This is a genomic window from Massilia sp. GER05 (assembly GCF_052056005.1).
Classification (GTDB): Bacteria; Pseudomonadota; Gammaproteobacteria; order Burkholderiales; family Burkholderiaceae_D; genus Telluria; species Telluria orientalis.
Genome location: NZ_CP178858.1, coordinates 4,776,311 through 4,798,063, shown reverse-complemented (window position 1 = coordinate 4,798,063; position 21,753 = coordinate 4,776,311). Strand labels below are relative to the sequence as shown.

The 21,753-nt window shown below is 67.1% G+C and carries 13 protein-coding genes and 1 pseudogene; 7 read left to right on the top strand and 7 right to left on the bottom strand.

What is annotated here, in order from left to right:
- Window positions 1-102 precede the first annotated feature (102 nt).
- From cphA to ctaD, 5 genes are all read right to left on the bottom strand, one after another.
- Window positions 103-2,694, bottom strand: coding sequence for a cyanophycin synthetase (gene cphA, locus ACL58G_RS21270; RefSeq protein WP_440963060.1), 2,592 nt, complete (start codon window positions 2,692-2,694; stop codon window positions 103-105).
- Complete coding sequence (locus tag ACL58G_RS21265) at window positions 2,691-3,599, bottom strand: cyanophycinase (RefSeq protein ID WP_440963059.1); 909 nt, start codon at window positions 3,597-3,599, stop codon at window positions 2,691-2,693. The genes cphA and ACL58G_RS21265 overlap by 4 nt, the downstream gene beginning before the upstream one ends.
- A complete protein-coding gene (locus ACL58G_RS21260; RefSeq protein WP_413388517.1) occupies window positions 3,596-4,510 on the bottom strand; it encodes an isoaspartyl peptidase/L-asparaginase in 915 nt (304 codons plus the stop codon). Before ACL58G_RS21260 ends, ACL58G_RS21265 begins: the two co-directional genes overlap by 4 nt.
- A 232-nt stretch (window positions 4,511-4,742) precedes the next feature.
- Complete coding sequence (locus ACL58G_RS21255) at window positions 4,743-5,195, bottom strand: DUF2244 domain-containing protein (RefSeq protein ID WP_440963058.1); 453 nt, start codon at window positions 5,193-5,195, stop codon at window positions 4,743-4,745.
- A 16-nt stretch (window positions 5,196-5,211) separates the two neighbouring features.
- Window positions 5,212-6,810: a cytochrome c oxidase subunit I gene (gene ctaD, locus ACL58G_RS21250; RefSeq protein WP_440963057.1), complete on the bottom strand. Its 1,599-nt coding sequence runs from the start codon at window positions 6,808-6,810 to the stop codon at window positions 5,212-5,214.
- 101 nt (window positions 6,811-6,911) lie between these two features.
- Between ctaD and ACL58G_RS21245 the strand changes: the two genes are divergently transcribed.
- The 5 genes and pseudogenes from ACL58G_RS21245 (at window position 6,912) to ACL58G_RS21225 (ending at window position 12,181) form a co-directional block, all read left to right on the top strand.
- Window positions 6,912-8,162, top strand: a complete 1,251-nt coding sequence (locus ACL58G_RS21245) for an Hsp70 family protein (protein ID WP_440963056.1) — start codon at window positions 6,912-6,914, stop codon at window positions 8,160-8,162.
- Window positions 8,163-8,189: 27 nt separating this feature from the next.
- On the top strand, window positions 8,190-8,825 hold the full coding sequence (locus tag ACL58G_RS21240; RefSeq protein ID WP_440963055.1) for a 3'-5' exonuclease: 636 nt from the start codon (window positions 8,190-8,192) through the stop codon (window positions 8,823-8,825).
- A 194-nt stretch (window positions 8,826-9,019) separates the two neighbouring features.
- Entirely contained in the window at window positions 9,020-10,435 is a 1,416-nt protein-coding gene (locus tag ACL58G_RS21235; RefSeq protein WP_440963054.1) for a tetratricopeptide repeat protein, read from the top strand.
- A gap of 232 nt (window positions 10,436-10,667) precedes the next feature.
- Window positions 10,668-11,879 (top strand): annotated as a pseudogene (locus tag ACL58G_RS21230) (prolyl oligopeptidase family serine peptidase); the annotation flags it as partial.
- A gap of 152 nt (window positions 11,880-12,031) precedes the next feature.
- Window positions 12,032-12,181 carry a hypothetical protein gene (locus ACL58G_RS21225; protein ID WP_413388523.1) on the top strand — a complete coding sequence of 50 codons (150 nt, stop codon included), beginning with the start codon at window positions 12,032-12,034 and terminating at the stop codon, window positions 12,179-12,181.
- Window positions 12,182-12,291: 110 nt separating this feature from the next.
- Here the strand turns inward: ACL58G_RS21225 and ACL58G_RS21220 are convergent, their stop codons facing one another.
- The gene (locus tag ACL58G_RS21220) at window positions 12,292-18,432 is read right to left on the bottom strand and encodes a CHAT domain-containing protein (protein ID WP_440963053.1); all 6,141 of its coding nucleotides are present in this window, start codon (window positions 18,430-18,432) and stop codon (window positions 12,292-12,294) included.
- A gap of 270 nt (window positions 18,433-18,702) precedes the next feature.
- A complete protein-coding gene (locus ACL58G_RS21215) occupies window positions 18,703-19,272 on the bottom strand; it encodes a helix-turn-helix domain-containing protein (RefSeq protein WP_056129496.1) in 570 nt (189 codons plus the stop codon).
- Window positions 19,273-19,406: 134 nt separating this feature from the next.
- On the opposite strand from ACL58G_RS21215, the gene ACL58G_RS21210 reads away from it, so the two are divergent.
- Entirely contained in the window at window positions 19,407-20,612 is a 1,206-nt protein-coding gene (locus tag ACL58G_RS21210) for a glycine C-acetyltransferase (protein ID WP_440963052.1), read from the top strand.
- Window positions 20,613-20,711: 99 nt separating this feature from the next.
- Window positions 20,712-21,674 carry an NAD-dependent epimerase/dehydratase family protein gene (locus tag ACL58G_RS21205; RefSeq protein WP_413388526.1) on the top strand — a complete coding sequence of 321 codons (963 nt, stop codon included), beginning with the start codon at window positions 20,712-20,714 and terminating at the stop codon, window positions 21,672-21,674.
- Window positions 21,675-21,753 lie beyond the last annotated feature (79 nt).

The following is a 21,753-nucleotide window of genomic DNA, read 5'->3' as shown; positions in this document are numbered from 1 at the left end:
GGGCGGCCTCCGCCCACGCGTGACGTCGACAAATCGCATCCGTCGCGCGTGGGCACGGGGTGCCCACGCTACGACGAAATACGGGCCCGCGGGCCCGTTTTTTCATACCGCTTCCGCTTCGATGCGGCTCGCCGTCGCGGGCGATGTCGGCCGGATCGCTTCCGTCAGCTCGGTCAGCGCCGAGCCGCAGCCGAACACCAGCACGTCGCCCGGCTCGCAGCGCGCGAGGCCAGCGCGGATCGCTTCGTGCACGTTCAGTTCCACCTGCAGGTGATCCGTCTCGTACTTGCCGAGGCGCGCGCCCTGCACGAGCAGCGCGGCCACCTCGCCGGATGCGCGCCCGCGGTTCTCCGTCTCGTACACGACCAGCTCGTCGAAGCCGGCCGCGCACGTCTCGCCGATGGCGACGAGGTCTTCGTCGCGGCGGTCGCCCGGCGCCGCGACGACGCCGACGAGGCGGCCCGGCGTCAGCGCGCGCGCCGTCTCGGCCAATGCGGCATAGGCGGCCGTGTTGTGGGCGTAGTCGAAGATGACGGTGACGCCGTCGACGTCGAACACGTTCGAACGCAGCGGGTTGTGCTTCCAGTCGGAGACGAACGTGCGCAGGCCGGCCGCGATCTCGATGTTGCCGAAGCCCGTCGCGCTGAGTGCGGCGGCGGCGGCCAGCGCGTTGGCGATGTTGTAGCGCGCCGCGCCTTTCATCGTGCAGGGCATCGTGCGCACGTCCAGCAGCGCGTCGTGGCGCGTGCCGGTCGCCAGCACGATCATGTTGTCTTCCAGGTAGACGCCGCGGCCGCCGTTTTCCAGGTGGCGCAGCAGGACAGGGTTGTCCGCGTCGAGCGCGAAGTACAGGATTTCCACGCCATGCGCCAGCTCGGACGACATCGCGACGCAATGGTCGTCCTCCGCGTTCAGCACGACGGCGCGGCGCGCGCGCTCGGCAATCACGAATTTCACGCGCGCGAGTTCCTCGACCGTGTCGATGCCGTCCAGGCCCAGGTGGTCGGCCGATACGTTCAGCACGACGGCGACGTCGCAGTGGTCGAACGCGAGGCCGCGTTTCAGGATGCCGCCGCGCGCCGTCTCCAGCACGGCGAAGTCGACGTCCGGCGATGCGAGGACGGTGCGCGCCGAGCGGTAGCCCGTGCAATCGCCTTTCACGATCCGTTCGCCGTCGATGTACACGCCTTCCGTCGTCGTCACGCCCGTGCGCAGGCCCGCGAGGCGCGTCGCGTGCGCGATCATGAGGCTCGTCGTCGTCTTGCCGTTCGTGCCCGTCACGGCGATGACGGGAATGCGGCCGTCGTCCGCGCCGAACAGCGCTTCGACGATGGCGGCGCCCGCGTCGCGCGGCGTGCCGCGGCTCGGGTACTGGTGCATGCGGATGCCCGGCGCCGCATTGACTTCGATGATGCCGCCTTTCTGTTCGCGCAGCGGGCGCGCGATGTCCTGGCAGACGATGTCGATGCCGGCCACGTCCAGGCCGATCGTGCGCGCGGCGCGGATGCAGATGTCGCGCGTTTCTTCCGGCAGCAGGTCCGTGACGTCCTCGGCAGTGCCGCCGGTGGACAGGTTGGCGTTGCCGCGCAGGTCGACCACGCTGCCTTCCGCGGGGACCGAGTCCAGGTCATGACCCTGGCTCGCCAGCACCTGCAGCGCGAGGTCGTCCAGCGGGATCGTCGTGAGGATGTTCGTGTGGCCGTCGCCGCGCGCGGGGTTGCGGTTTTCGATCTCGACCAGTTCGCGCACCGTCGATACGCCGTCCCCGGTCACGTGCGGCGGCCGGCGCCATGACGCGGCGGCCACCTTGCGGCCCGCGACGAGCACACGGTAGTCGCGGCCCTGCAGGAATTCCTCGACGATGACGTGGCGCCCGTACTTGCGGGCGAATTCGAACGCACGCGCGATCTCGTCCTGCGTCCCGCAGTTGACCGTCACGCCCTTGCCCTGGTTCGCGTCCAGCGGCTTCACCGTTACCGGACCCTTGATGCGGCGCGCCTCGCGCAGCGCCTGTTCGAGCGTGGTGACCGTGGAACCCGCCGGCACGGGCACGCCGGCCTGGTCGAGCAGCGTCTTCGTCAGCTGCTTGTCGCTGGCGATGCCGACGGCCACGTGGTTCGTCGCGCCCGTGATCGTCGCCTGCAGGCGCTTCTGGCGGCTGCCCCAGCCCAGCTGGAACAAATTCGCTTCCTCGGTCAGGCGCAGGCTCGGGATGCCGCGCCGGTGCGCGGCCGCCAGCACGGCCGCGGTGCTCGTGCCGATGGCGTGGCGGTGCGCGGTGTCGCGCAGGTCGTCCAGCGCGGCGTCCAGGTCGAACGGGACGTGGCTCGCGCACGCATCGATCAGCGCCGCGGCCGTGCGCAGCGCCTGGCCCGCCACCTGTTCCACCGTGTAGCCGCAGACGACGCGGGCCTGTCCCGGCCTGGCGGGATCGGTCTTCGTCATGCCGAAGGTGCCGGCCGCGCCGGCGAGGCGCTGCAATTCCATCACCACGGGTTCGAGCGCTTCGTGCGCGGCCTGGCAGTCCGACAGGCGCGCCGCCGCTTCGGCCGGCATCGCGGGCAGCAGGGCGAGCAGGCGCGCGCCCAGGCCGGCCGCGTTCTGCTGGGCGGCGAGGTCGATCACGGCGAGCAGGCAGGGCGCCGCGGCATACAGGCTCGGGCCGCGCAGGAAGCGTTGTTCTACGATGTTCATGTGATTGGATTCCGTTTCGTGATGTTTTCCAAAAACTCGAGCAATGGCGGCGGGATGCGTTTTGCGTCGTCGCCGGGTAGTGTGTATTTGCTGCCGGCAGGCAGCAGGTGGAGGCGGACGTCGATCAGTTCCGGCGTCTCGTGGTTCGCGATCTCCGCCACGTTCGTCGACATCGTCCGGCCGTCGACGATGGTGACGGCGCCCTGGCCCACCACTTCGATGCCGACGCCGCGCTCGACGACGAGGGCCGTGTCCTCGTCGATCCCGATCCCCTGCAGATACGGGTTCTGGGCGACGACGGACAACAGCCGCGACAGGCGCTGGCGTTCGGAGAAATGCTGGTCGATGACGACCTTGTGCAGGAAGCCGAGGCCCGCGCCCAGGCTCACGGAGCCCTTTTCGGGATGCAGTTCGGCGCGGCCCTGTGCCAGCATGTGGCCGGACATGGCGGAGGCGCCGGCGCTCGTGCCGCCGATGCAGGCGCCGCGCAGCTTGAGCGCGGCGTGCATCCCGGCGTCCAGCGCCGTGCCGCCGATGATCGCGAGCAGCCGTTTCTGGTCGCCGCCGGTCATGAAGATCCCGTCGGCGTCGGCGACGTCGCGGATATGCGTTTCGTCGTTCGCGTCATGGCGGCTCTGCAGGTGCAGGTGCGAGTGGCGTGTGACACCCAGGTCCGCGAATGCGCGGTCGTACGTTTCCCACATGTTCTCCGCGACGCTGCTCGCCGCCGTGATGACGACGATCTTCGCGGCCGGCCCGCCGGACAGCTCGACGAAGCGCTTGAGGATCGCCATGTCGTTCTGCTTGTCTTCGCCGCCGCCGATGATGACGAGGTGGCCGTGGCTCTTGGCGACCCGTTCCGCCTGTTCGGCCTGGGCGATGGCGTTCTTGTCCTGTGCGGTCATGGTGCGACTATCCTTGCGTGGGGCATGTCCTGGTTGCTGTGCGACGCGGCTTCCGTGCGGGTGACGGCGATCAGGCCGACGGGCACTTTTGGATCGAACAGGTCGACGCCGCGCTTGAGGGCCTGTTCGAGCGGCATGCCGTCCTCGATCCAGCCATAGACGGTGCGGGCCAGCAGGTGGCGCACGATCTGTTCGCCGATGCCGGTGGCCGCGACGGCGCCTTGCGGACCGGCATAGAAGCCGCTGCCGATGATCGGCGTGTCGCCCACGCGGCCCAGCAGCGACGGCGCCGAGCCTCCGGTGGACAGCGCCACGGCGAAGTGGCCGTCCGGTCCGCGCACGACGGCGCCGACCGTGTCGCATGCGGCATGCGCGGGCAGGTCGAGTGGCGTCTGGTAATTCCAGAAGCGCAGGAAGGCTTTCGCTTCTTCCGGGATCCCGGGCATGGCGGGCACGCTGCCCGCCAGTTCGCGCACGACTTTCTCGTGTGCTTGTCGCTGGTGGTCGGAGATGGTGGTGTGCGTCGGGTGGCCGATGGCGGCGGCGAACCGGGCGGCGCCGTCGCCGGCCAGCAGCCAGTGCGGCGTCTCGGCGACGGCCCGCGCCAGCAGCACGGGGTTCTTGACGCCCTGCACGCAGGCGACGGCGCCGAGGCGGCCGCGCGTGTCCATGATGGAGGCGTCCATCTCGACGGTCGCGCCGTCCAGGCACAGGACCGATCCGCTGCCGGCATTGAAGCGGCCGTCGTCTTCCATCGATACGACCGCCGCGATGGCGGCCTCGAGCGCGTCGGCGCTGATGGCCAGCTCCTCGACGGCCCGCTGCGCCGCGCGCTCGCAGCCGTCGTCGTACGCGCGCGGGCTTCCGGCGCCGCCGTGCACGACGATTGCATATCCTTGGGTAACGCTCATGTTGTGCTTCTCTCCTGGGAAACTTGTGCGATGCGCGCACCAACGCGGTGCGGCAAAGCGGATACCGCATTATGCAAAACATAAAAAAATAGAAACATCGGTCGCGTCGCCGTGTGGTTGTCGGACGCGGCTTACACGGATCAGGTTGACGAGAGAGCTGTCCGTAGGAGTGGGAATACGGGTATCCCGGCGCGCTTCGTTTCAGCCGGGAACGCGTTTTGACAGCGTTGCGCTAACGCATCGCGGATACGCTGCGCAGCGCCTGGCGCAGTTCGCGCGCCACCTGGCGGCGCCGCGTATCGTCCACGAAGCGCCCGATCTCGACCTTCACGCCGCGCGATTCCAGCTGGATCAGCGTGCGGCGGCGTTCGTCCGGCACGACGACGCGGGTCCACAGTGGATCGAGCCGCACGAGTTCCCGGTGGTCGGCTTGGACGCAGGTGACGAGCAGGCCGGACTCGGACAGGGCGATGCGCTCGTGGTCCGTCGCGTGGCGCGCATAGACGAGGAGGGCGAGCCCGACGAGTGCCAGCTCGAGCAGGGAAAACGCGAGGACGAACCAGATGCCGTGAAGGAGAAAGCCGAGCGCGACGGCGAGCGAGCCGAGACACAGGACGGCATACGCGCGCGCGACCTGGCGCGGGGACAGGGAGCAATTGCGCCGCAATGTCCATTCACGCGTCATGGAGGCACTCCCGAGTTCACTTGACGAGCGGCGGCGTCTCGAACGTGTGGAAGGGCGCCGGGCTGGGGACGGTCCATTCGAGGCCTTCCGCGCCTTCCCATGGCTTCGGCGGTGCGGGCGCGCCGGCGCGGATGTTCGGGATCACGACCCAAAAGAGCCAGTACACCTGCGACAGGCCGAACAGCAGGGCGCCGACGGACGTGATGGCGTGGAAGTCCGTGAACTGGACGGGATAGTCGGCGTAGCGGCGCGGCATGCCCGCCAGCCCGAGGAAGTGCATCGGGAAGAACGTCACGTTGACCCAGACGAGCGAATTCCAGAAGTGAAAACGCCCCCGTCGTTCGTCGATCATGTGTCCGGTCCATTTCGGCGCCCAGTAGTAATAGCCGGCGAACAGGGCGAACAGCGACCCCGCCACCAACACGTAATGGAAGTGCGCGACCACGTAGTAAGTATCCTGCACCTGGACGTCGATCGGCGCCACGGAGAGGATGAGGCCCGTGAAGCCGCCGATCGTGAAGACCCAGATGAAGCCGACGGCGAACAGCATCGGCGTTTCGAAACTGAGCGACCCCTTCCACATCGTGGCCACCCAGTTGAACACCTTCACGCCGGTGGGGACGGCGACCAGCATCGTCGCATACATGAAGAACAGCTGGCCCGTGACGGGCATGCCGGTCGTGAACATGTGGTGCGCCCACACGATGAACGAGATGATGGCGATGGCGGCCGTCGCATAGACCATCGACGCATAGCCGAACAGGGCCTTGCGCGAAAATGCGGGAATGACCTGCGAGATGATGCCGAAGCCGGGCAGGATCATGATGTAGACCTCGGGGTGGCCGAAGAACCAGAAGATGTGCTGGTACATGACGGGGTCCCCGGCACCGGCCGCGTTGAAGAACGTGGTGCCGAAATGGCGGTCGGTGAGGATCATCGTGACGGCCGTCGCGAGCACCGGCATCACGGCGATCAGCAGGTAGGCGGTGATCAGCCACGTCCAGCAGAACATCGGCATCTTCATCAGCGACATGCCGGGCGCGCGCAGGTTCAGGATCGTCGTGACGATGTTGATGGCGCCCATGATGGACGACACGCCCATCATGTGCACGGCGAAGATCGTCATGTCCATGCCCGGCCCCATCTGGACCGACAGGGGCGGGTACATGGTCCACCCGGCCGCGTTGGCGCCGCCGGCGACGAAGAACGAGCCCACGAGCAGGATCGCGGCGGGCGGCAGGAGCCAGAACGAGAAATTGTTCATGCGGGCGAACGCCATGTCGGCCGCGCCCACCTGCAGCGGGATCATCCAGTTCGCGAACCCGACGAAGGCGGGCATGATGGCGCCGAAGATCATCACGAGGCCGTGCATGGTGACGAACTGGTTGTACAGCTCCGGCTGGAAGAATTGCAGGCCGGGCTGGAACAGTTCCAGCCGGATCAGCAGGGCCAGCACGCCGCCGACCATGAACATGGTGACGGAGAACCACAGGTACAGCGTGCCGATGTCCTTGTGGTTCGTTGCGAACAGCCAGCGGCGCCACCCGTGCGGGTGGGCGTGCCCGCCGGCATGGCTGCCGGGGGGGTACTCGGAACTGCCTGCCGTCGTCGACATCTCTGCTCCGTTTGGCGTCGTTTGCATGAGACAAGCCGGGCCGGCGTTGGTTCCGCGCCCGGAATCTGGTAACATCTCGCCCCTTTCATCGAGAGACTTCCATGGCCAACGCTTGCGGCGTCGATTTCGGCACGTCCAATTCCACCGTCGGCTGGGTGCGGCCCGGCCAACCCACGCTGCTGCCCCTCGAGGACGGCAAGGCGACCCTGCCGTCCGTCGTGTTCTTCAATGCCGACGACGAGCAGGTACGCTATGGCCGCGCCGCGCTGGCCGACTATCTGGAAGGCTATGACGGGCGCCTGATGCGGTCGCTGAAGAGCCTGCTGGGCACCAGCCTGATGGATGGCCAGACGGAGGTTGCGGGCCGCGCGTTGCCGTTCCGTCAACTGCTGGGGCATTTCATCGGCGAGGTCAAGCGCCGCGCCGAGTGCGAGGCGGGCCGCGGGTTCGACCGTGCCGTGTTCGGCCGCCCCGTGTACTTCGTCGACGACGATCCGGAGGCGGACCGCCTCGCCGAGGACACGCTGGCCGACATCGCCCGTTCCGTGGGCTTTACGGAGATCGGCTTCCAGTACGAACCGATCGCGGCCGCGTTCGACTACGAATCCCGCATCGACCGCGAGGAGCTGGTGCTGATCGCCGACATCGGCGGCGGCACGTCCGACTTCTCGCTCGTGCGCCTGGGGCCGGATCGCGCGAACCGCCTGGACCGCCGCGACGACATCCTCGCCACCGGCGGCGTGCACATCGGCGGCACGGACTTCGACAAATACCTGAGCCTCGCGTCCGTCATGCCGCTGCTGGGTCATGGCAGCGCGCTGTTGTCCGGCGCTTCGGTGCCGTCGAGCTATTATTTCAACCTGGCGACGTGGCACACGATCAACCAGGCTTATACGCGCAAGAGCGTCGCGCAGCTCGCCGACCTCGTGCGCGACGCGGCCGAGCCCGACAAGCTCAAGCGCCTGCAGCGCCTGATCGACGATCGCGCCGGCCACTGGCTCGCGATGCGCGTGGAAGAAGCGAAGATCGGCCTGTCGGACACGCCCGAAGTGGCGCTCGACCTCGACCGCCTCGCCCCGCCCGAACTGCTGCGCGTCCACCGCGACCTGTTCACGGACGCGATCGCCGGCATGATCGACAGCGTCGGCGCGACCGTGCAGCGCCTGCTGGACGAAGCGGGCATCGGGCCGGAGCGCGTCGATACCGTGTTCTTCACGGGCGGTTCCAGCGGCGTGGCGAGCCTGCGCGAGCGGATCGCCGCGATCGTCCCGGACGCGCGCCGCGTCGAAGGCGACCTGTTCGGCAGCATCGGCGCCGGGCTGGCGATCGACGCCGCCCGGAAGTTTGGTTGAAGCGATCTGGTCAAAGAAAGGATCACCGTGTTCGAACGCCCCATCGTCATGCTCGACTTCGAGACCACCGGCCTGTCGCCCGACGGCGGCGACCGCATCACCGAGGTCGCGGCCCTGCGCATCGCGGACGGCCGGATCGTCGAGCGCTACGTCTCGCTCGTGAACTGCGGCGTGCGCGTGCCGTCGTTCATCACCCAGCTGACGGGCATCACGCAGGCGATGGTCGACGGCGCGCCGCCGGCCGCCGAGGTCGTGCCCGCGCTCATCGACTTCATCGGCGACGACGTGCTGGCCGCGCACAACGCGAGCTTCGACGAGAAATTCCTCAAGGCCGAGGGCGCGCTGCTGGGCCACGGTTGCCGGCATGCCGGGCTCGTGTGCTCGCTGAAGCTGTCGCGCCGCGTGTTCCCCGGCATGGCGAGCTACAAGCTGGGCCAGCTGTCGCGTGCGCTCGGCATCGTGTTCAAGGGCAACGCCCACCGGGCCGAGGCCGACGCCGAAGTGGCCGCCCAGCTGCTGCTGCACATCGGCCGGCACCTCGGCGACGCCTACGGGCTGGCGGGCGTCGACCCGGACCTGCTCGTCTCGCTAAACCGCGTGGCGGCCGCGAAGGTCGGCGCGTTCATGGGCGTGTACGCGGCCGGGCGGCGCGCAACGGCCTGATCCGGCCTTATATTTCCTGCATGCAGTAGGGCTTCGTCGCGTGGCACTGTCCCCGCTGGCCGAGCCGTCGCGCCGGCGTCGTTTTTGCCGTCGTCCATCCCCTTCACGTTGTTGCAAGTCAAATCCGTAATGCATCTCGTCATTACAATTTTTGCAATTCTTGGCCTCAACGCGTGTCCGTCAGGAGCTACCGCATGCACAGTCACGAGTCCCTCCCGCGCGCCGGCGCGCTCGCCTGGTTCGCCCGCGCCGCCGCGTGTGGCGATGCCTATGCGCAGTTCAACCTGGGCATGATGTACAAGGAAGGCGACGGTGCCCCGCAGGACGACGTCGCCGCCTGCCGGTGGCTGGAGCGGGCCGCGCGCCAGCGTCTCGCGTTCGCCCAGAACCACCTGGGCAGCATGTATTTCCTGGGGCGGGGCGTGGTGCAGTCCGACCATGAAGCGGCGTACTGGTTCGGCCTCGCCGCCGCGCAGGGCGACGCGTCGGCGCAGCAGAACCTGGGCGACCTGTACCGGGCCGGGCGGGGCGTCGTGCGCGACTCCGCCCAGGCCGTCGCGTGGTACTACAAGGCGGCCGAGCAGGACCTGCCCAGCGCCCAACGGCTGCTCGGCACGTGCTACCGGGACGGCGCGGGCGTGGCGCGCAGCCTGCCGCTCGCGATGGCGTGGTTCCGCAAGGCCGCGCTGCTGGACGATACCGAGGCCGCCGTCTGCCTCGGGCTGATGTACCGCGGCGGCGAGGGCGTGGCGCCCAGCGAGGCCGAGGCGTTGTACTGGTTTCGGCGCGCGGCCGCGCGCGGCCATGCGCCGGCGCAGCGCCTGCTGGGGCTCGCGTACCTGGTGGGGCATGGGTTGCCGTCCGACGCGCAGGGCGCGCGCGCCTGGCTCGAATGCGCCGCCGAGCAGGGCGACGCGGAAGCGCAGTTCAGCCTGGCCCAGTTGCTGGGCGCGGCCGACGCCGAGGCACTCGCGGGGGCGGGCGATGGGGCGCGCTGGAGCGGCCCCGCGCTGGCCTGGACGCTGGCTGCGGCCGAGCAGGGCCACGTGCTGGCCCAGGTGAACCTGGGCAACCGCTACGCGTACGGGCGCGGCGTCGCGCGTGATCCGGAGCAGGCGCTGTACTGGTACCGGCGCGCGGCCGAGCAGGGCGCCGCCAAGGCCCAGTTCACGCTCGGCGTGATATACGCGAACGGCCAGGGCGTGCGCCGCGACGAGGCGCTGGCGGCGACCTGGTACCGGCGCGCCGCCGAGCAGGGCGATGCGAGCGCCCAGAACAATCTCGGCGTCATGTATGCGAACGGCCAGGGCGTGCCGCAGGACGACGCGCAGGCCGTGCACTGGTACCGGCTCGCCGCCGAACAGGGCCACGCGCTGGCCCAGTACAACCTGGGCGGCATGTACAACAGCGGCCGCGGCGTCGCGCGCGATACCGTGCGCTCGTACATGTGGATGCTGCTCGCGGCCGACGCCGGCGACCCGGCCGCCAGCGCGAACAAGGCGATCGTCGCGCGCCGCCTGTCGGAGGAACAGATCGCGAGCGCGGACGACATGCGGCGCCAGTGGCAGAGTGCCCGGTCGTACGCGGGGCCGGAGCGGCGTGCCGCGTGAGCCCTGCGGTGTTGTCGTCCTGACGGCAGAATCGCGCTATCATGCTCAGCGGCATCCGCCGACTACCCATCGTACAACGGCAACAACCATGCACATGAGACATGCCACCTTTGTCGCCGCCTTCGTCGCTCTCGCTGCGGCGCTCGCCGGTCCGGCCACCAGCCAGACCTGCCAGGGCAGCGGCACGCCGCTGACCTATCCGGTCGCGAAGAAAGTCGACCAGACCGACACCTATTTCGGCACGGACCGCGATGCGCCGCGCCAGCGCATCGTCGCGATCGACACCCGCAAGCCGCGGGTGGCGAACTGGAAGACGATCGTGCCGGAAGGCGAGCAGACGCTCGTGGCGGCGCACCTCGTCGGCGACCGCTTGATCGCGCAATACCTCGCCGACGTGCGCAGTGTGGTCAGGATCACGGACCTGAAGGGCAAGCCGGTGCGCGAGGTGGTGCTGCCGGGCATCGGCAGCGTCGCGGGCTTCACGGGCAAGCGTGGCGACAAGGAAACCTTCTTCTCGTTCACCAGCTTCACGACACCGACGACGATTTACCGGCTGGACATGAAGAAGGGCACCAGTACCGTGTTCCGCCAGCCGAAGGTCCAGTTCGACCCGAACGACTACGAAACGCGCCAGCAGTTCTTCACCAGCCGCGACGGCACGTGCGTGCCGATGTTCATCGTGTCGAAAAAGGGACTGAAGCTGGACGGCAACAGTCCGACCTATCTGTACGGCTACGGCCGCTTCAATATTTCGCTGACCCCGGCCTTCTCGCCGGCCAACCTGGCGTGGATGGAAATGGGCGGCGTCTACGTTGTCGCCAACCTGCGCGGCGGCGAATACGGCGAGGCGTGGCACGAGGCCGGCACGACGCTCAAGAAGCAGAACGTGTTCGACGACTTCATCGGCGCGGCGGAATGGCACCTTGCCAACAAGGTAACGTCGCCCGCGAAACTCGCGATCGGCGGCGGCAGCAACGGCGGCCTGCTCGTGGGCGCGGCGATGACGCAGCGGCCCGAGCTGTTCGCGGCGGCGATCCCGCAGGTGGGCGTGATGGACATGCTGCGCTTCCACAAGTTCACGATCGGCTGGGCTTGGACGTCGGACTATGGCTCGTCGGAAAACCCGGATGAGTTCAAGGCGTTGGTGAAGTATTCGCCGCTGCACAACCTCAAGCAGGGCACATGCTACCCGGCCACGATGATCACGACGGCCGACCATGACGACCGCGTGGTGCCGGCGCACAGCTTCAAGTTCGCCGCGACGGGCCAGGCGGCGCAGGCCGGACCGAATCCGGTGCTCATCCGCATCGACACGAAAGCCGGCCACGGCGCGGGCAAGCCGACGAACAAGCAGATCGAGGAAGTGGCCGACCGTTGGGGCTTCCTGACGAAGGCGCTCAACGTGGAGGTGTCGCCCACCGTCGCGGGCGGCGCGGAGATATAAGTTTGCGTGATCCCCGCTGTCAGCGCCTGCAATATGACAGCGGGGAGACATCACGAAAACCTATTGCGGAAATCGGAAAAGGAAATTGGATTGATATCTGATGTGGGCGTAGACTTCAATCATCAACGAACGATATTGAAAACGGAGCTGTCATGAACGCCTACACCACGATCTCGACCCGCAACACCGCCGCCGGCGACAGCAAACTGAGCCGCATGTTCCGCACGTTCTGCATGGAAATGCGCCGCGCCATCGAAACCGTCGGCGCCGCGTACCAGAACGGCCTGCAGCCGCCGATGTAAGTCGCGCTTGCGCCGCCGTCCCGCTGTGGCGGCACTGTGCCCCGGAGCACCCGACAACCCCCGCCGCCTGCGGGGGTTTTTGTTTGGCGCCGTGCCCGCCTGCCGGGCCGTCAGAAGCTTTTCGCGACCTCCGCGCTTTCCGGCCGGGTCAGGCTCGCCGCGCTCTGCCGTTCCGCCCGCTGCATACGCGAAGGCTGCAGCCTGAGCGCCAGCTTTCTGAGGTTGTCGGCGATCTGTTCCCGTGTCCTGGCGATCCGCTTGTAGCTTTCGTCCGGGCCTTCGCGGCGCGTGCTCAAAGCCCGGTACAGGCGCGCCAGCGCCTCGATGTCGGTCACGATGACATCCATCTCCGACGGTTTCAGCGCGACGCCATGGGTAGCGTCGGTATAGGCCAGCAGCACGTTGTCGAAGCTGGCCTGGCCGCTGGCGCCGTCATCCCCGAGGGTGCCCGTGATCAGGGTCTCCACCAGCAGGGCCTTGGCCCGTAGCAGGGTCGACGCGGTATCGGTGGATGGATCGGTCTCGCAGGCGTAGGCGCCGCACAGCCGGGCGAACGTGATGGCGGCGCCTTGCGTCTTGTCGGCGGTGTACAGGCCGGCCAGCGCCTCCAGCGCCAGCCTGCTCAGGGCAAGGTCGGGAGCAATATTGCCGAGGGCTGTTTTGCCTTCGGCTTTCCGGTAAGCGTCGGTGGCCAGGCGCAACTGCTCTTCCATCCTGGTCGCGGCATCTGCGATTTCCTGGGTGCGGTCTTCGGACAGGGCCAGCAGCCGGCGCGCCTGCACGCTGGCCATACGGCGGTGGATTCTGCCGCGCAAGGCCTGGCGCAGGCAATTCGGTGCCACGCCAGGCCCGGCCGGTGTGGCCCGGTTGGCGTCCGGCCCGACGGCAATGTCGGACAAATGGTCGAGCGAATCGACGCGTGCCAACGCACGCTGGAGCAAAGCGTCGCTGCGCGCCAGTGCCTTGCGCAACTGCGCCTGGTCCGGCCCTTTGCCGTTCTCCGGCGGGAGCGCGCGCGCGGCGCACTGTTCGCCGTACTGGGCCTCGACCTCCGCCAGTTGTTCGATGTCACGGACCGACAATTTGCCGTATTGATCCTCAAGTTGGGCCGCGCGCAGGAAGGCATCGTAGGCCTCTTCGATCTGGTTCAGCTCCCGCCTCGTGGCGCCGAGGGCCGAATGCAACTCGGGACGCACCCGCCATTTGGGCTGGCATCGCTTGTCCACGAGCATGTCGACCCGCTTCGCGATGAGGGCGCTTTCCTGCTCGGCGTACGTATCGCGCTGGTGCGCCAGGCGCACCCGGGCATCCGCCAGGGCCTCCAACAGTTCTTCCAGCGCAACGAACGGGGTATCCTGCAGTACCGGTTCGTCGGTGTTGTCGGTGGTAGATTCCGCAGTCCAGCCAGGATCGCCGTAGGCCTGGAACGCGCCCCAGGTGAGATCGTTCCGATTGCGCTCCCAGACTTCGTAACGAGCGACCTTGACTGCTTCGCCGAACTGTTGACGTTGCCCTAGCAGCTGATTGTAGAAGCAGGTGCCGAAGCGCTGCGCCAACGCGTCGTCGACTGCCCAGCCCGTCACGAGCACGCAACGCACCCCGATCTCGATGAGTTCGCGGGCAATGCTGGCGGCCAGACGGTTGCTCTGGCGTCCATCGTCGAATTGCCCGGTATGGCAGCAATTCAGAAACACCAGTTCGGGTACCACTTCCATCGCCGAGATTTCGGCCGCGGTGATCAGCAAACCGTCCGATAGCAGCACGCCGCTGCGCGGCCGCCCGTCCTTGTGCTGCATGCGGAACACGCCGTGCCCGGAAATGTGCAGGATGCGCCACGGCTGCCGGTACAGCGCGGCCAGCACATGGGCCGCGTCGGTATCGTTGCCGGCCTCCTCCGGAACGGGTGGGCCGAGGCGCATCGGGCCGCCGCGCGCCGTGACGGCGGCGTCCTCCGTGAAGGTCGCCACGCCGGACTCGTAGCCAATGAGCTGCTGTACTTCATAACTATGTTTTTTCAAGACCTGGGCGATCGTCAGTGCCTCGTCGCGGGCGCCGGGGAGCGGCGCCGGTTGCCAGGCGGCCGCGTCACCGTCGGTCGGGACGAATCCGTCCTGGAAGCCCCGCACGGATGGATTGCCAATGACCAACGCGGTGTATGCCATCGCCTGCACCACCTGCGGCCGGTAGCGCAGCGAGGCAAGCTGCCGTACGACGGACGCGCGTACCGCAAGCGGCATGTTCTCGCGCTCGGCCCCGGTGCGCTCGCGCGGCGGCTCCTCGGCCAGCATCAGTTCCCATGGCAGGTTGGCCGTATACCCGTCGACGACGAGAACCAGCCGGTCGAGCTGGCGCGCCGCATCCTTGAAATCGTGCGGCACCATCAGTTGATACAGCATGCGACCGAACTCCGGGTCCCATTTGTGGCTCGCGATCTGGCGCCGGACCAGCGTCTCGATCAGGCTCGGCTGGCGCTGCTGGACGATGGTCTCGGCGCGCGCCCGGGTGCCGACGTACATGAAGCGGAGACGATCGGCGATCGGCGCCTCTGCCTGTTCTGTCGGCTTGAGGGCCGGCGGGGCGAGTGCATTTTCCTCGGTCCGGTCCGCGTCCGTGACGATGATGCGCGGCCAGTAGCTGGCCTCCGCCGTATCGTGCAGGCGCTGGCGCATCCCTTCGCCGCTGACCAGCTCATCGCAGGTCACGAGTTCCGTGTTGTGGCTGGCGGCGAACTGCTTCATACGTTCGCGCAAGTCGCGCAACGCGTATACGGCGCTGATGGCCGTGTCCAGGTACAGTTCGACGATATCGAGCGTGGCGATGTGGATGTTGGTACCTGTCCGCTCGTGGAAGCGGGCGTTGGCCAGCACCACGCCGCGGACCAATGCCTCGACCGACGCCGCGGCGGACAGGTTGGCGGAGGAATTAAAGCCGATCAACAGCGAGCTCAGCGCCAGCTCACGTTCATCCTTCCCCAGCACATCCATTACCTGCAGCAGGAAACGCAGAGCGCCCACGCGCACCGATTCGGTGAGCTCGGAGGCGCTGAGCGAGACGTCGTAGCGCCCCAGTCCGGTGACCACCGCACCGCTCAGGCGGGCCGCGCGCTCGCCGGCGCGCGCGCCGCGCAGCACGACGGTCGCGGAACCGCGTGCGCCTGCGTACTGGCCGAGGTTGTAGCGCTTGCTCAGGTCGCCACCGAGGAGTTCGCGGTCGATCAGGGCTTCCGGTCCGGAGATCGGATCCTGTTCGTAGTGGCCGACCATGATCGGCATGGAGAGGAAGCGCAGGTCCATCGCACGCACCTTGACGTCCAGGCGGCGCGGCGGCGCGGCCGGCAGCCGGCTACGCAGCGAGCCGCCGAGCAGGCAGCGCTGCACCGCCTCGGTGTCGGCCGCGGTCGGGGGCGCCGCGTCGTACATGACGGGACCCATCTTCTCGATCGTCCGCAGCGGCGGTTCGTGCGACAGGTGGCGGGTCGTGCCGGCTTTCAGCAGTTCCGCAAGCGCCGGGAAGTACTCCTGCGTTGCCGCCATGTCGCCATGACGGGCCGGCATGAAGTAATAGCTGTCGATGCCGGGCAACCGGCCGGATTCCCAGGTCACGATGCCGTCGCCGGACGGGGTCGCCATCATGCCCGGATGCGAAAGTCCGGGAAGCTCCACGAGGCCGCAAGGCGTGCTGGGTGCGACGCCGAACACATAGATCGTGGTCGGATCCGAACTCGCGGTCGGGAGCGCCTTGCCGACGCGCTCCCGTTCCAGCTCGGCATTCTTGTCGGACAGCCACGCGGCCTGGACCAGTAGTGCCTGCGATGGCGTGGCGCTGCATCCGGCGCCGAACCAGCGGTCGGAAACGAGGCCGGCCAGGCGCTTCCACTCCTGTGCGTCGTAATAATCGTGTTCTCTGCTGCCCGGTATCATGCCGACGGTTTCGGCGAAGTCACGTGCAGGAAGCAGGCTGAGCACACCTGGAAAGCGCGCGAAGGTGTCCAGCAGCTTCCGGAGGGAGGGGCCGTTGACGTCGAGCCGCCATAGTGAGCGGAAGCCGTCGCCTTTGCCCAGCAGGTCGGCCACTATCGCATGGGTGCCGCGGTTGGGTGTGCCGAGCATGACGATGCGCGCACCTTTGCGCTCCATGAGTATGCGGAGGATGTTTTGTGCGGGCAGGCAGGCACAGGCACGCACCACGAGGCCGCCCATGCCGTGGGCGAGGAAGCGCACCGGAACCTGGCTGTCGCGGAAGCGCTCGAGAAAGGCGGCGAGCCGCTTTCCAAGGTCTTCCGGCGACAGCCGCCAGTCATAAGGAAACGGCTCCACCTGGTGACTGTCGGAGAGGTGGCGGCACAGGTTGCCGTACAAGATGTCGAATATGTCCGTCGCCTCGGTGTCGTAGCAGTTCGCATCGGGGAGCTCGAGCAGTTCCAGCCCGCGCGCGCCTGGCAGGGGCGGGAACCAGATGTGATTCTGCCTGGTCTTCAGGTGCGATCCCATCAGGTCCGGCAGGACCACGACGATCGGCAGCCGCGCCGCGCCGCTGCGGCCCCGCCAGCTTGTCGCCTTTGCCATGGCGGCGGCGTAGTCCTCGCGTTCGGGCAGCGTGATGAAACGGTCCAGCTTGTCGACGTCGGGACTCAGCAGCCAATCGCGCACCGCGATGCGGCTGGAACTGTTGGTGAAATAGCGGAAGTGCGATACGTTGCTCCCCCGTTCGAACAATATGCGCGCGTTGGCTCTGGGAGCGATCCCCGCCAGCATGGCGGGCGTGTCGACCACAAGGTCGTTGTCTTCCTTGTCGAACAGGACGAAGTCGGTGAGCGCGACGCGCAGCCGGCTCAGCATGTCGCCGCCCTCGGCGTCGCCGGCGATGACCGCCATCTGGATGCCGGGTTGGACCGGCGCCACGCACAGGAACTGGGTCAGGGGCGAATCCGGCAGCATGGCCTCGATGCCGGGCACCATGTGCGGGTCAGTGCGGCGCTTGGCGATTTCGATGACGGCGCGCCGGAACTCCCGGTACAGCAAGCTCGAATAGAGGAAGGGCACGGCGCCGAGCAGGGTCAGCACGCTTGACAGGAACACGTCGAAGTTACCGCTGGCCAGCAGCGTCCCGTTGGCGGGGCTGGCGATGCGCGCATACCTGCGAATCACGAGCTTGCGGTCGCGAAGTTCGCCGGCGAGATTCAGCAGCATCTTGAGTTGGTCGCCGTAGGCGTCCTTCAACCCATCCAGGATGGCCTTGCCCAACTTCTCGTCGTGCGTTCCCGGCGAAGGAAACCGGTAGCAATAGTTTTCGATCTGGGCGCCGAAATCGGCCAGGCATAGCAAGTCGGCGACCAGGCCGCCGCGGGAGTGCGAGACCAGCGAGACCTGGGCGCCGTGCGGCAGGGCGCGGACCAGGTCGAGTGCATTTTCGATCGGGCTTTGCGATAGCGTCCGGTGTTCGAAGCCGTAGATGTGTTCGCCAAAGCGATTGACCAGGCTTTTCCAAAGGTCCGGTTCCGCGGTGCACAGGTGGCCGAAACTGCCTGCGGTGCTCGATCCGGTGCCATGGATAAACACGAGCAGGTGCGTGTCCGGCGACAATGGCTTGGAACCAGGGCCCGTCAGATTCGCTTGAGTCAATTTCAACTCCGCCAGGTCGTGCGGTGTGCCACCCGCATATTCGAGGCGACACAGGCCAGGGCGGTCAAGGCGCGCCTCGATGGCTTTCATCAGGGCCATGGTGCCGAGCCAGGGCACGCCGGCCTGGGCCATGCCGACGCCGGCGGCGACGTCGCGCAGCAGGTCGTCGTGACCCGACTCCGGCACCGCGAGCAGCGTGATCCTGCTGATCAACCCCTTCAGCATGGCCACCGCACCGCGCTGCGCGTTCGTATCCGGGCCCAGCTTGTCGAGGTCGGGCTGGCTGTCTTTCTGTTTCTGCAACTGGCTGTCGCCGGCGCGGTCCAGCGCCTCCTTCAGGCGGGCCGGGTTGGCCACGAGCGTCCCCCCGTCCGCCAACTCCAGGACGACGATATGATCGGGTGCTACCGAGAAGGTCTTCGTCGTCGCTTCGGTGTCGCGCGCGGCGGGACTCACGTCGATTGCCCACACCGTTTCCAGGCCCGGTGGCAGCAGCTCGTCGTCGGCTTCCTGTCCGGGACCGGCGGCGCGGGGAATGACGCGCACGAAGGCTGCGGGCATCGGTTTCGTTTCAAGCTGACGCCCTGTGATGGTCAACATCACGGTATCGCCGCGAGCTTGGTCGGTCATGGCTAACCTCTCTGGTCTTTGCCATGCTGCAAACGGACGGCACGCGGGCTGCAACCCGCATCGTGCCGGGCGGTCGGCGGCAATGGCGGTTGTCGATGGGAACGCAGTCGGATGAGTTCTGTTGACGGCGGATCAATGACGAGATTGACTTGGGAAAGCCCGGCCTGGCGGTTGCTGTGAGTTATATGAACGGCGTGCGCAAATGTACAGCGTAAGATCGACCTTTTGACGAGAGGTTCGCGTGTTGAGTGAAACGGAAGTGCCGCCCAGCTAGCGGTGTACGACCACCAGCAATGCCTTCGCCTCCGTCTTGCCGGCATTCCGGATGGCATGATTCTGGTCGGCCGGATAACGCGCCGTCGCGCCGTGCTTGATTTTTCGCTTCTCGGCCCCGACCTCCAATTCCACCGTCCCAGTTACCACGGTCAAGTGCTCGTTGGTACCAGGATCATGGGCCTGCGACGCCAGTTCGCCGCCCGGCTGCAAGGTCAATTCATACCATTCATACTTGCCGGCAAGGTCCATCGGTCCCAGGATGCGCAGGGAGTAGCCCGCGTGGCTGCCGGGCAAGGTGGGGATTTCGTGGGCGTCGACGACACGGATCAGGTCGACCGCGCGCACTTCGGAGGAGAGTAATTCGCCGATCTGCACGCCGAGCGCATTGGCCAGGCGCCACGTGATGGCGATGGTGGGGTTGGCCTTTTCGCGTTCGATCTGCGACAGCATCGATTTGGAGACGCCGGCGATGCGCGACAGGTCTTCCAGGGTCAGGCCGCGTGCGAGGCGCAGCCGCTGCAGGGTGGCGCCGACTTCGGGCGGAGCGCTGGTATTGTTGTTCATGGAGCTTGCTTGCCAAGTTCAATGGCTGGGAGTAATATTCAATATATTGAATTTCTGTTCGAAATACAGAACAAGTTCCATACATCGAACGAATCCACACTATACCATTCGCCAACCGACAAGGACGAGGAAACATGAGCGATCAAGCATTCTATAGCGGCCTCCAGCAGAAACTCGACACGCTCAAGACCGAGGGCCTGTTCAAGCCCGAACGCGTGCTTGCCTCGCGCCAGGGCGCCGAAGTGGTCGCGGACGATGGCCGCACGCTGATCAATATGTGCGCCAACAACTACCTCGGCCTGTCGGGCGACGTCGAGACGCAGAAGGCCGCCGAAGCGGCGCTGCAGAAATACGGTTACGGCCTGTCGTCCGTGCGTTTCATCTGCGGCACGCAGACGGTGCACAAGGAACTCGAGAAGAAGCTGTCGGACTTCCTCGGCACGGAAGACACGATCCTGTACGCCGCCGCGTTCGACGCCAACGGCGGCGTGTTCGAGCCGCTGTTCGACGAGAACGACGCGATCATCTCGGATGCGCTGAACCACGCGTCGATCATCGACGGCATCCGGCTGTGCAAGGCCGCGCGCTACCGCTATGCCAACAACGACATGGCCGACCTGGAAAAGCAGCTGCAGGCCGCGACGGAAGCCGGCAGGCGCCACAAGATCATCGTCACGGACGGCGTGTTCTCGATGGACGGCACGATCGCGCAGCTCGACAGGATCGTGGCGCTGGCCGAGAAATATGGCGCGCTGACGATGATCGACGAGTCGCATGCGTCCGGCTTCATGGGCAAGACGGGCCGCGGCACGCACGAGCACTGCGGCGTGATCGGCAGGATCGACATCATCACGGGCACCCTCGGCAAGGCGCTGGGTGGCGCGATGGGCGGTTTTACCTCCGGCCGCAAGGAAGTCATCGAGACCTTGCGCCAGAAATCGCGTCCGTACCTGTTCTCGAACACGCTGGCGCCGATGATCGCGGGCGCGTCGCTCGCGGTGCTGGACCGCATCGGCAAGTCGACCGAACTGCGCGACCGCCTGCACGAGAACACGGCCTATTTCCGCCGCGAGATCGAGCGCATCGGCTTCACCATCAAGCCGGGCACGCACCCCGTGGTGCCGGTGATGCTGTTCGACGCGCCCGTCGCGCAGAAATTCGCCGCCCGCATGTTCGAACTGGGCGTGCTGCTGTCGGGCTTCTTCTACCCGGTGGTGCCGATGGGGCAGGCGCGCGTGCGCGTGCAGCTGTCGGCCGCGCATACCCGCGAACAGCTCGACAAGGTGCTGGGCGCCTTCGAGCAGGCCGGCCGCGAACTGGGCATCATCAAGGCCGCCTGACCGCGGCCGCTGGAACATCGATCGACCGGATGCGCCGCCCACGAAGCGAAGCGCCGGGAACAGGCTCACGAAGCCGCAAAAAGAGCAAGGAAAACAAGCATGGAACGCATCCTCGTCATCGGCGCCAACGGCCAGATCGGCAGTGAACTGGTAACCGCCCTCGCGCAGCAGCACGGCGCGGCCAACGTGATCGCAGCGGACATCGGTACGGACAACGTCTACGGCGCCGCGCGCTACGTCCGCGTCGACGTGCTCGACAAGGACGGGGTGGCCCGCCTGATCGCCGCCGAAGACATCACGCAGGTCTACCAGCTGGCGGCGCTGCTGTCGGCCACGGGCGAAAAGGCGCCGTTGAAGGCGTGGACGCTGAACATGGACGGCCTGCTGAACATCCTCGAGATCGCGCGCGAGCGGGGCGACGCCGGCAAGCCGCTGAAGGTGTTCTGGCCGTCGTCGATCGCCGCGTTCGGCCCGAATACGCCGGCGGAAGCCACGCCGCAGACCACGATCATGGATCCGACGTCGATCTACGGCATCAGCAAGCTGGCCGGCGAGCGCCTGTGCGAGTACTACCACGCGAAGTATGGCGTGGACGTGCGCAGCATCCGCTACCCCGGCATCATCAGCTACAAGTCGCCCCCGGGCGGCGGCACGACGGACTACGCGATCGCCATCTTCCACGCGGCCCTGCGCGGCGAGACGTACGAATGCTTCCTCGGCCCGGAAACGACGCTGCCGATGATCTACATGCCGGACGCGATCCGCGCCACCATCGAGCTGATGGAGGCCCCCGCGGAGCAGGTCGTCATCCGTTCCTCGTACAACGTGGCCGGCGTGTCGTTCAGCCCGCGCGAGCTGGCCGCCGCGATCCAGAAAAAACTGCCGGCGTTCCGCATCGCGTACCAGCCGGACAGCCGCCAGCAGATCGCCGATTCCTGGCCGAAGAGCCTCGACGATAGCCGCGCGACCGCGGACTGGGGCTGGAAGGCGCGCGTCAAGGTCGACGAGATGGTCGAGGACATGCTGGCCAATGTCGATGTCGGGTTGAGCAAGGCGGCTTGAGTACACTATGCGCATGTGTGGATTCACCATAAGTGGACAACATATGCACCGTCATTCCCGCGAAGGCGGGAATCCGAGC

Excerpts from the sequence above, each read along its gene's own strand:
- cphA (WP_440963060.1), bottom strand. The coding sequence starts at position 2,694 with ATGAACATCGTAGAACAACGCTTCCTGCGCGGCCCGAGCCTGTATGCC.
- ACL58G_RS21210 (WP_440963052.1), top strand. The coding sequence starts at position 19,407 with ATGAGCGATCAAGCATTCTATAGCGGCCTCCAGCAGAAACTCGACACG.
- ACL58G_RS21245 (WP_440963056.1), top strand. The coding sequence starts at position 6,912 with ATGGCCAACGCTTGCGGCGTCGATTTCGGCACGTCCAATTCCACCGTC.
- ACL58G_RS21265 (WP_440963059.1), bottom strand. The coding sequence starts at position 3,599 with ATGACCGCACAGGACAAGAACGCCATCGCCCAGGCCGAACAGGCGGAA.
- ACL58G_RS21205 (WP_413388526.1), top strand. The coding sequence starts at position 20,712 with ATGGAACGCATCCTCGTCATCGGCGCCAACGGCCAGATCGGCAGTGAA.
- ACL58G_RS21215 (WP_056129496.1), bottom strand. The coding sequence starts at position 19,272 with ATGAACAACAATACCAGCGCTCCGCCCGAAGTCGGCGCCACCCTGCAG.
- ACL58G_RS21225 (WP_413388523.1), top strand. The coding sequence starts at position 12,032 with ATGAACGCCTACACCACGATCTCGACCCGCAACACCGCCGCCGGCGAC.
- ctaD (WP_440963057.1), bottom strand. The coding sequence starts at position 6,810 with ATGTCGACGACGGCAGGCAGTTCCGAGTACCCCCCCGGCAGCCATGCC.
- ACL58G_RS21220 (WP_440963053.1), bottom strand. The coding sequence starts at position 18,432 with ATGACCGACCAAGCTCGCGGCGATACCGTGATGTTGACCATCACAGGG.
- ACL58G_RS21235 (WP_440963054.1), top strand. The coding sequence starts at position 9,020 with ATGCACAGTCACGAGTCCCTCCCGCGCGCCGGCGCGCTCGCCTGGTTC.
- ACL58G_RS21255 (WP_440963058.1), bottom strand. The coding sequence starts at position 5,195 with ATGACGCGTGAATGGACATTGCGGCGCAATTGCTCCCTGTCCCCGCGC.
- ACL58G_RS21260 (WP_413388517.1), bottom strand. The coding sequence starts at position 4,510 with ATGAGCGTTACCCAAGGATATGCAATCGTCGTGCACGGCGGCGCCGGA.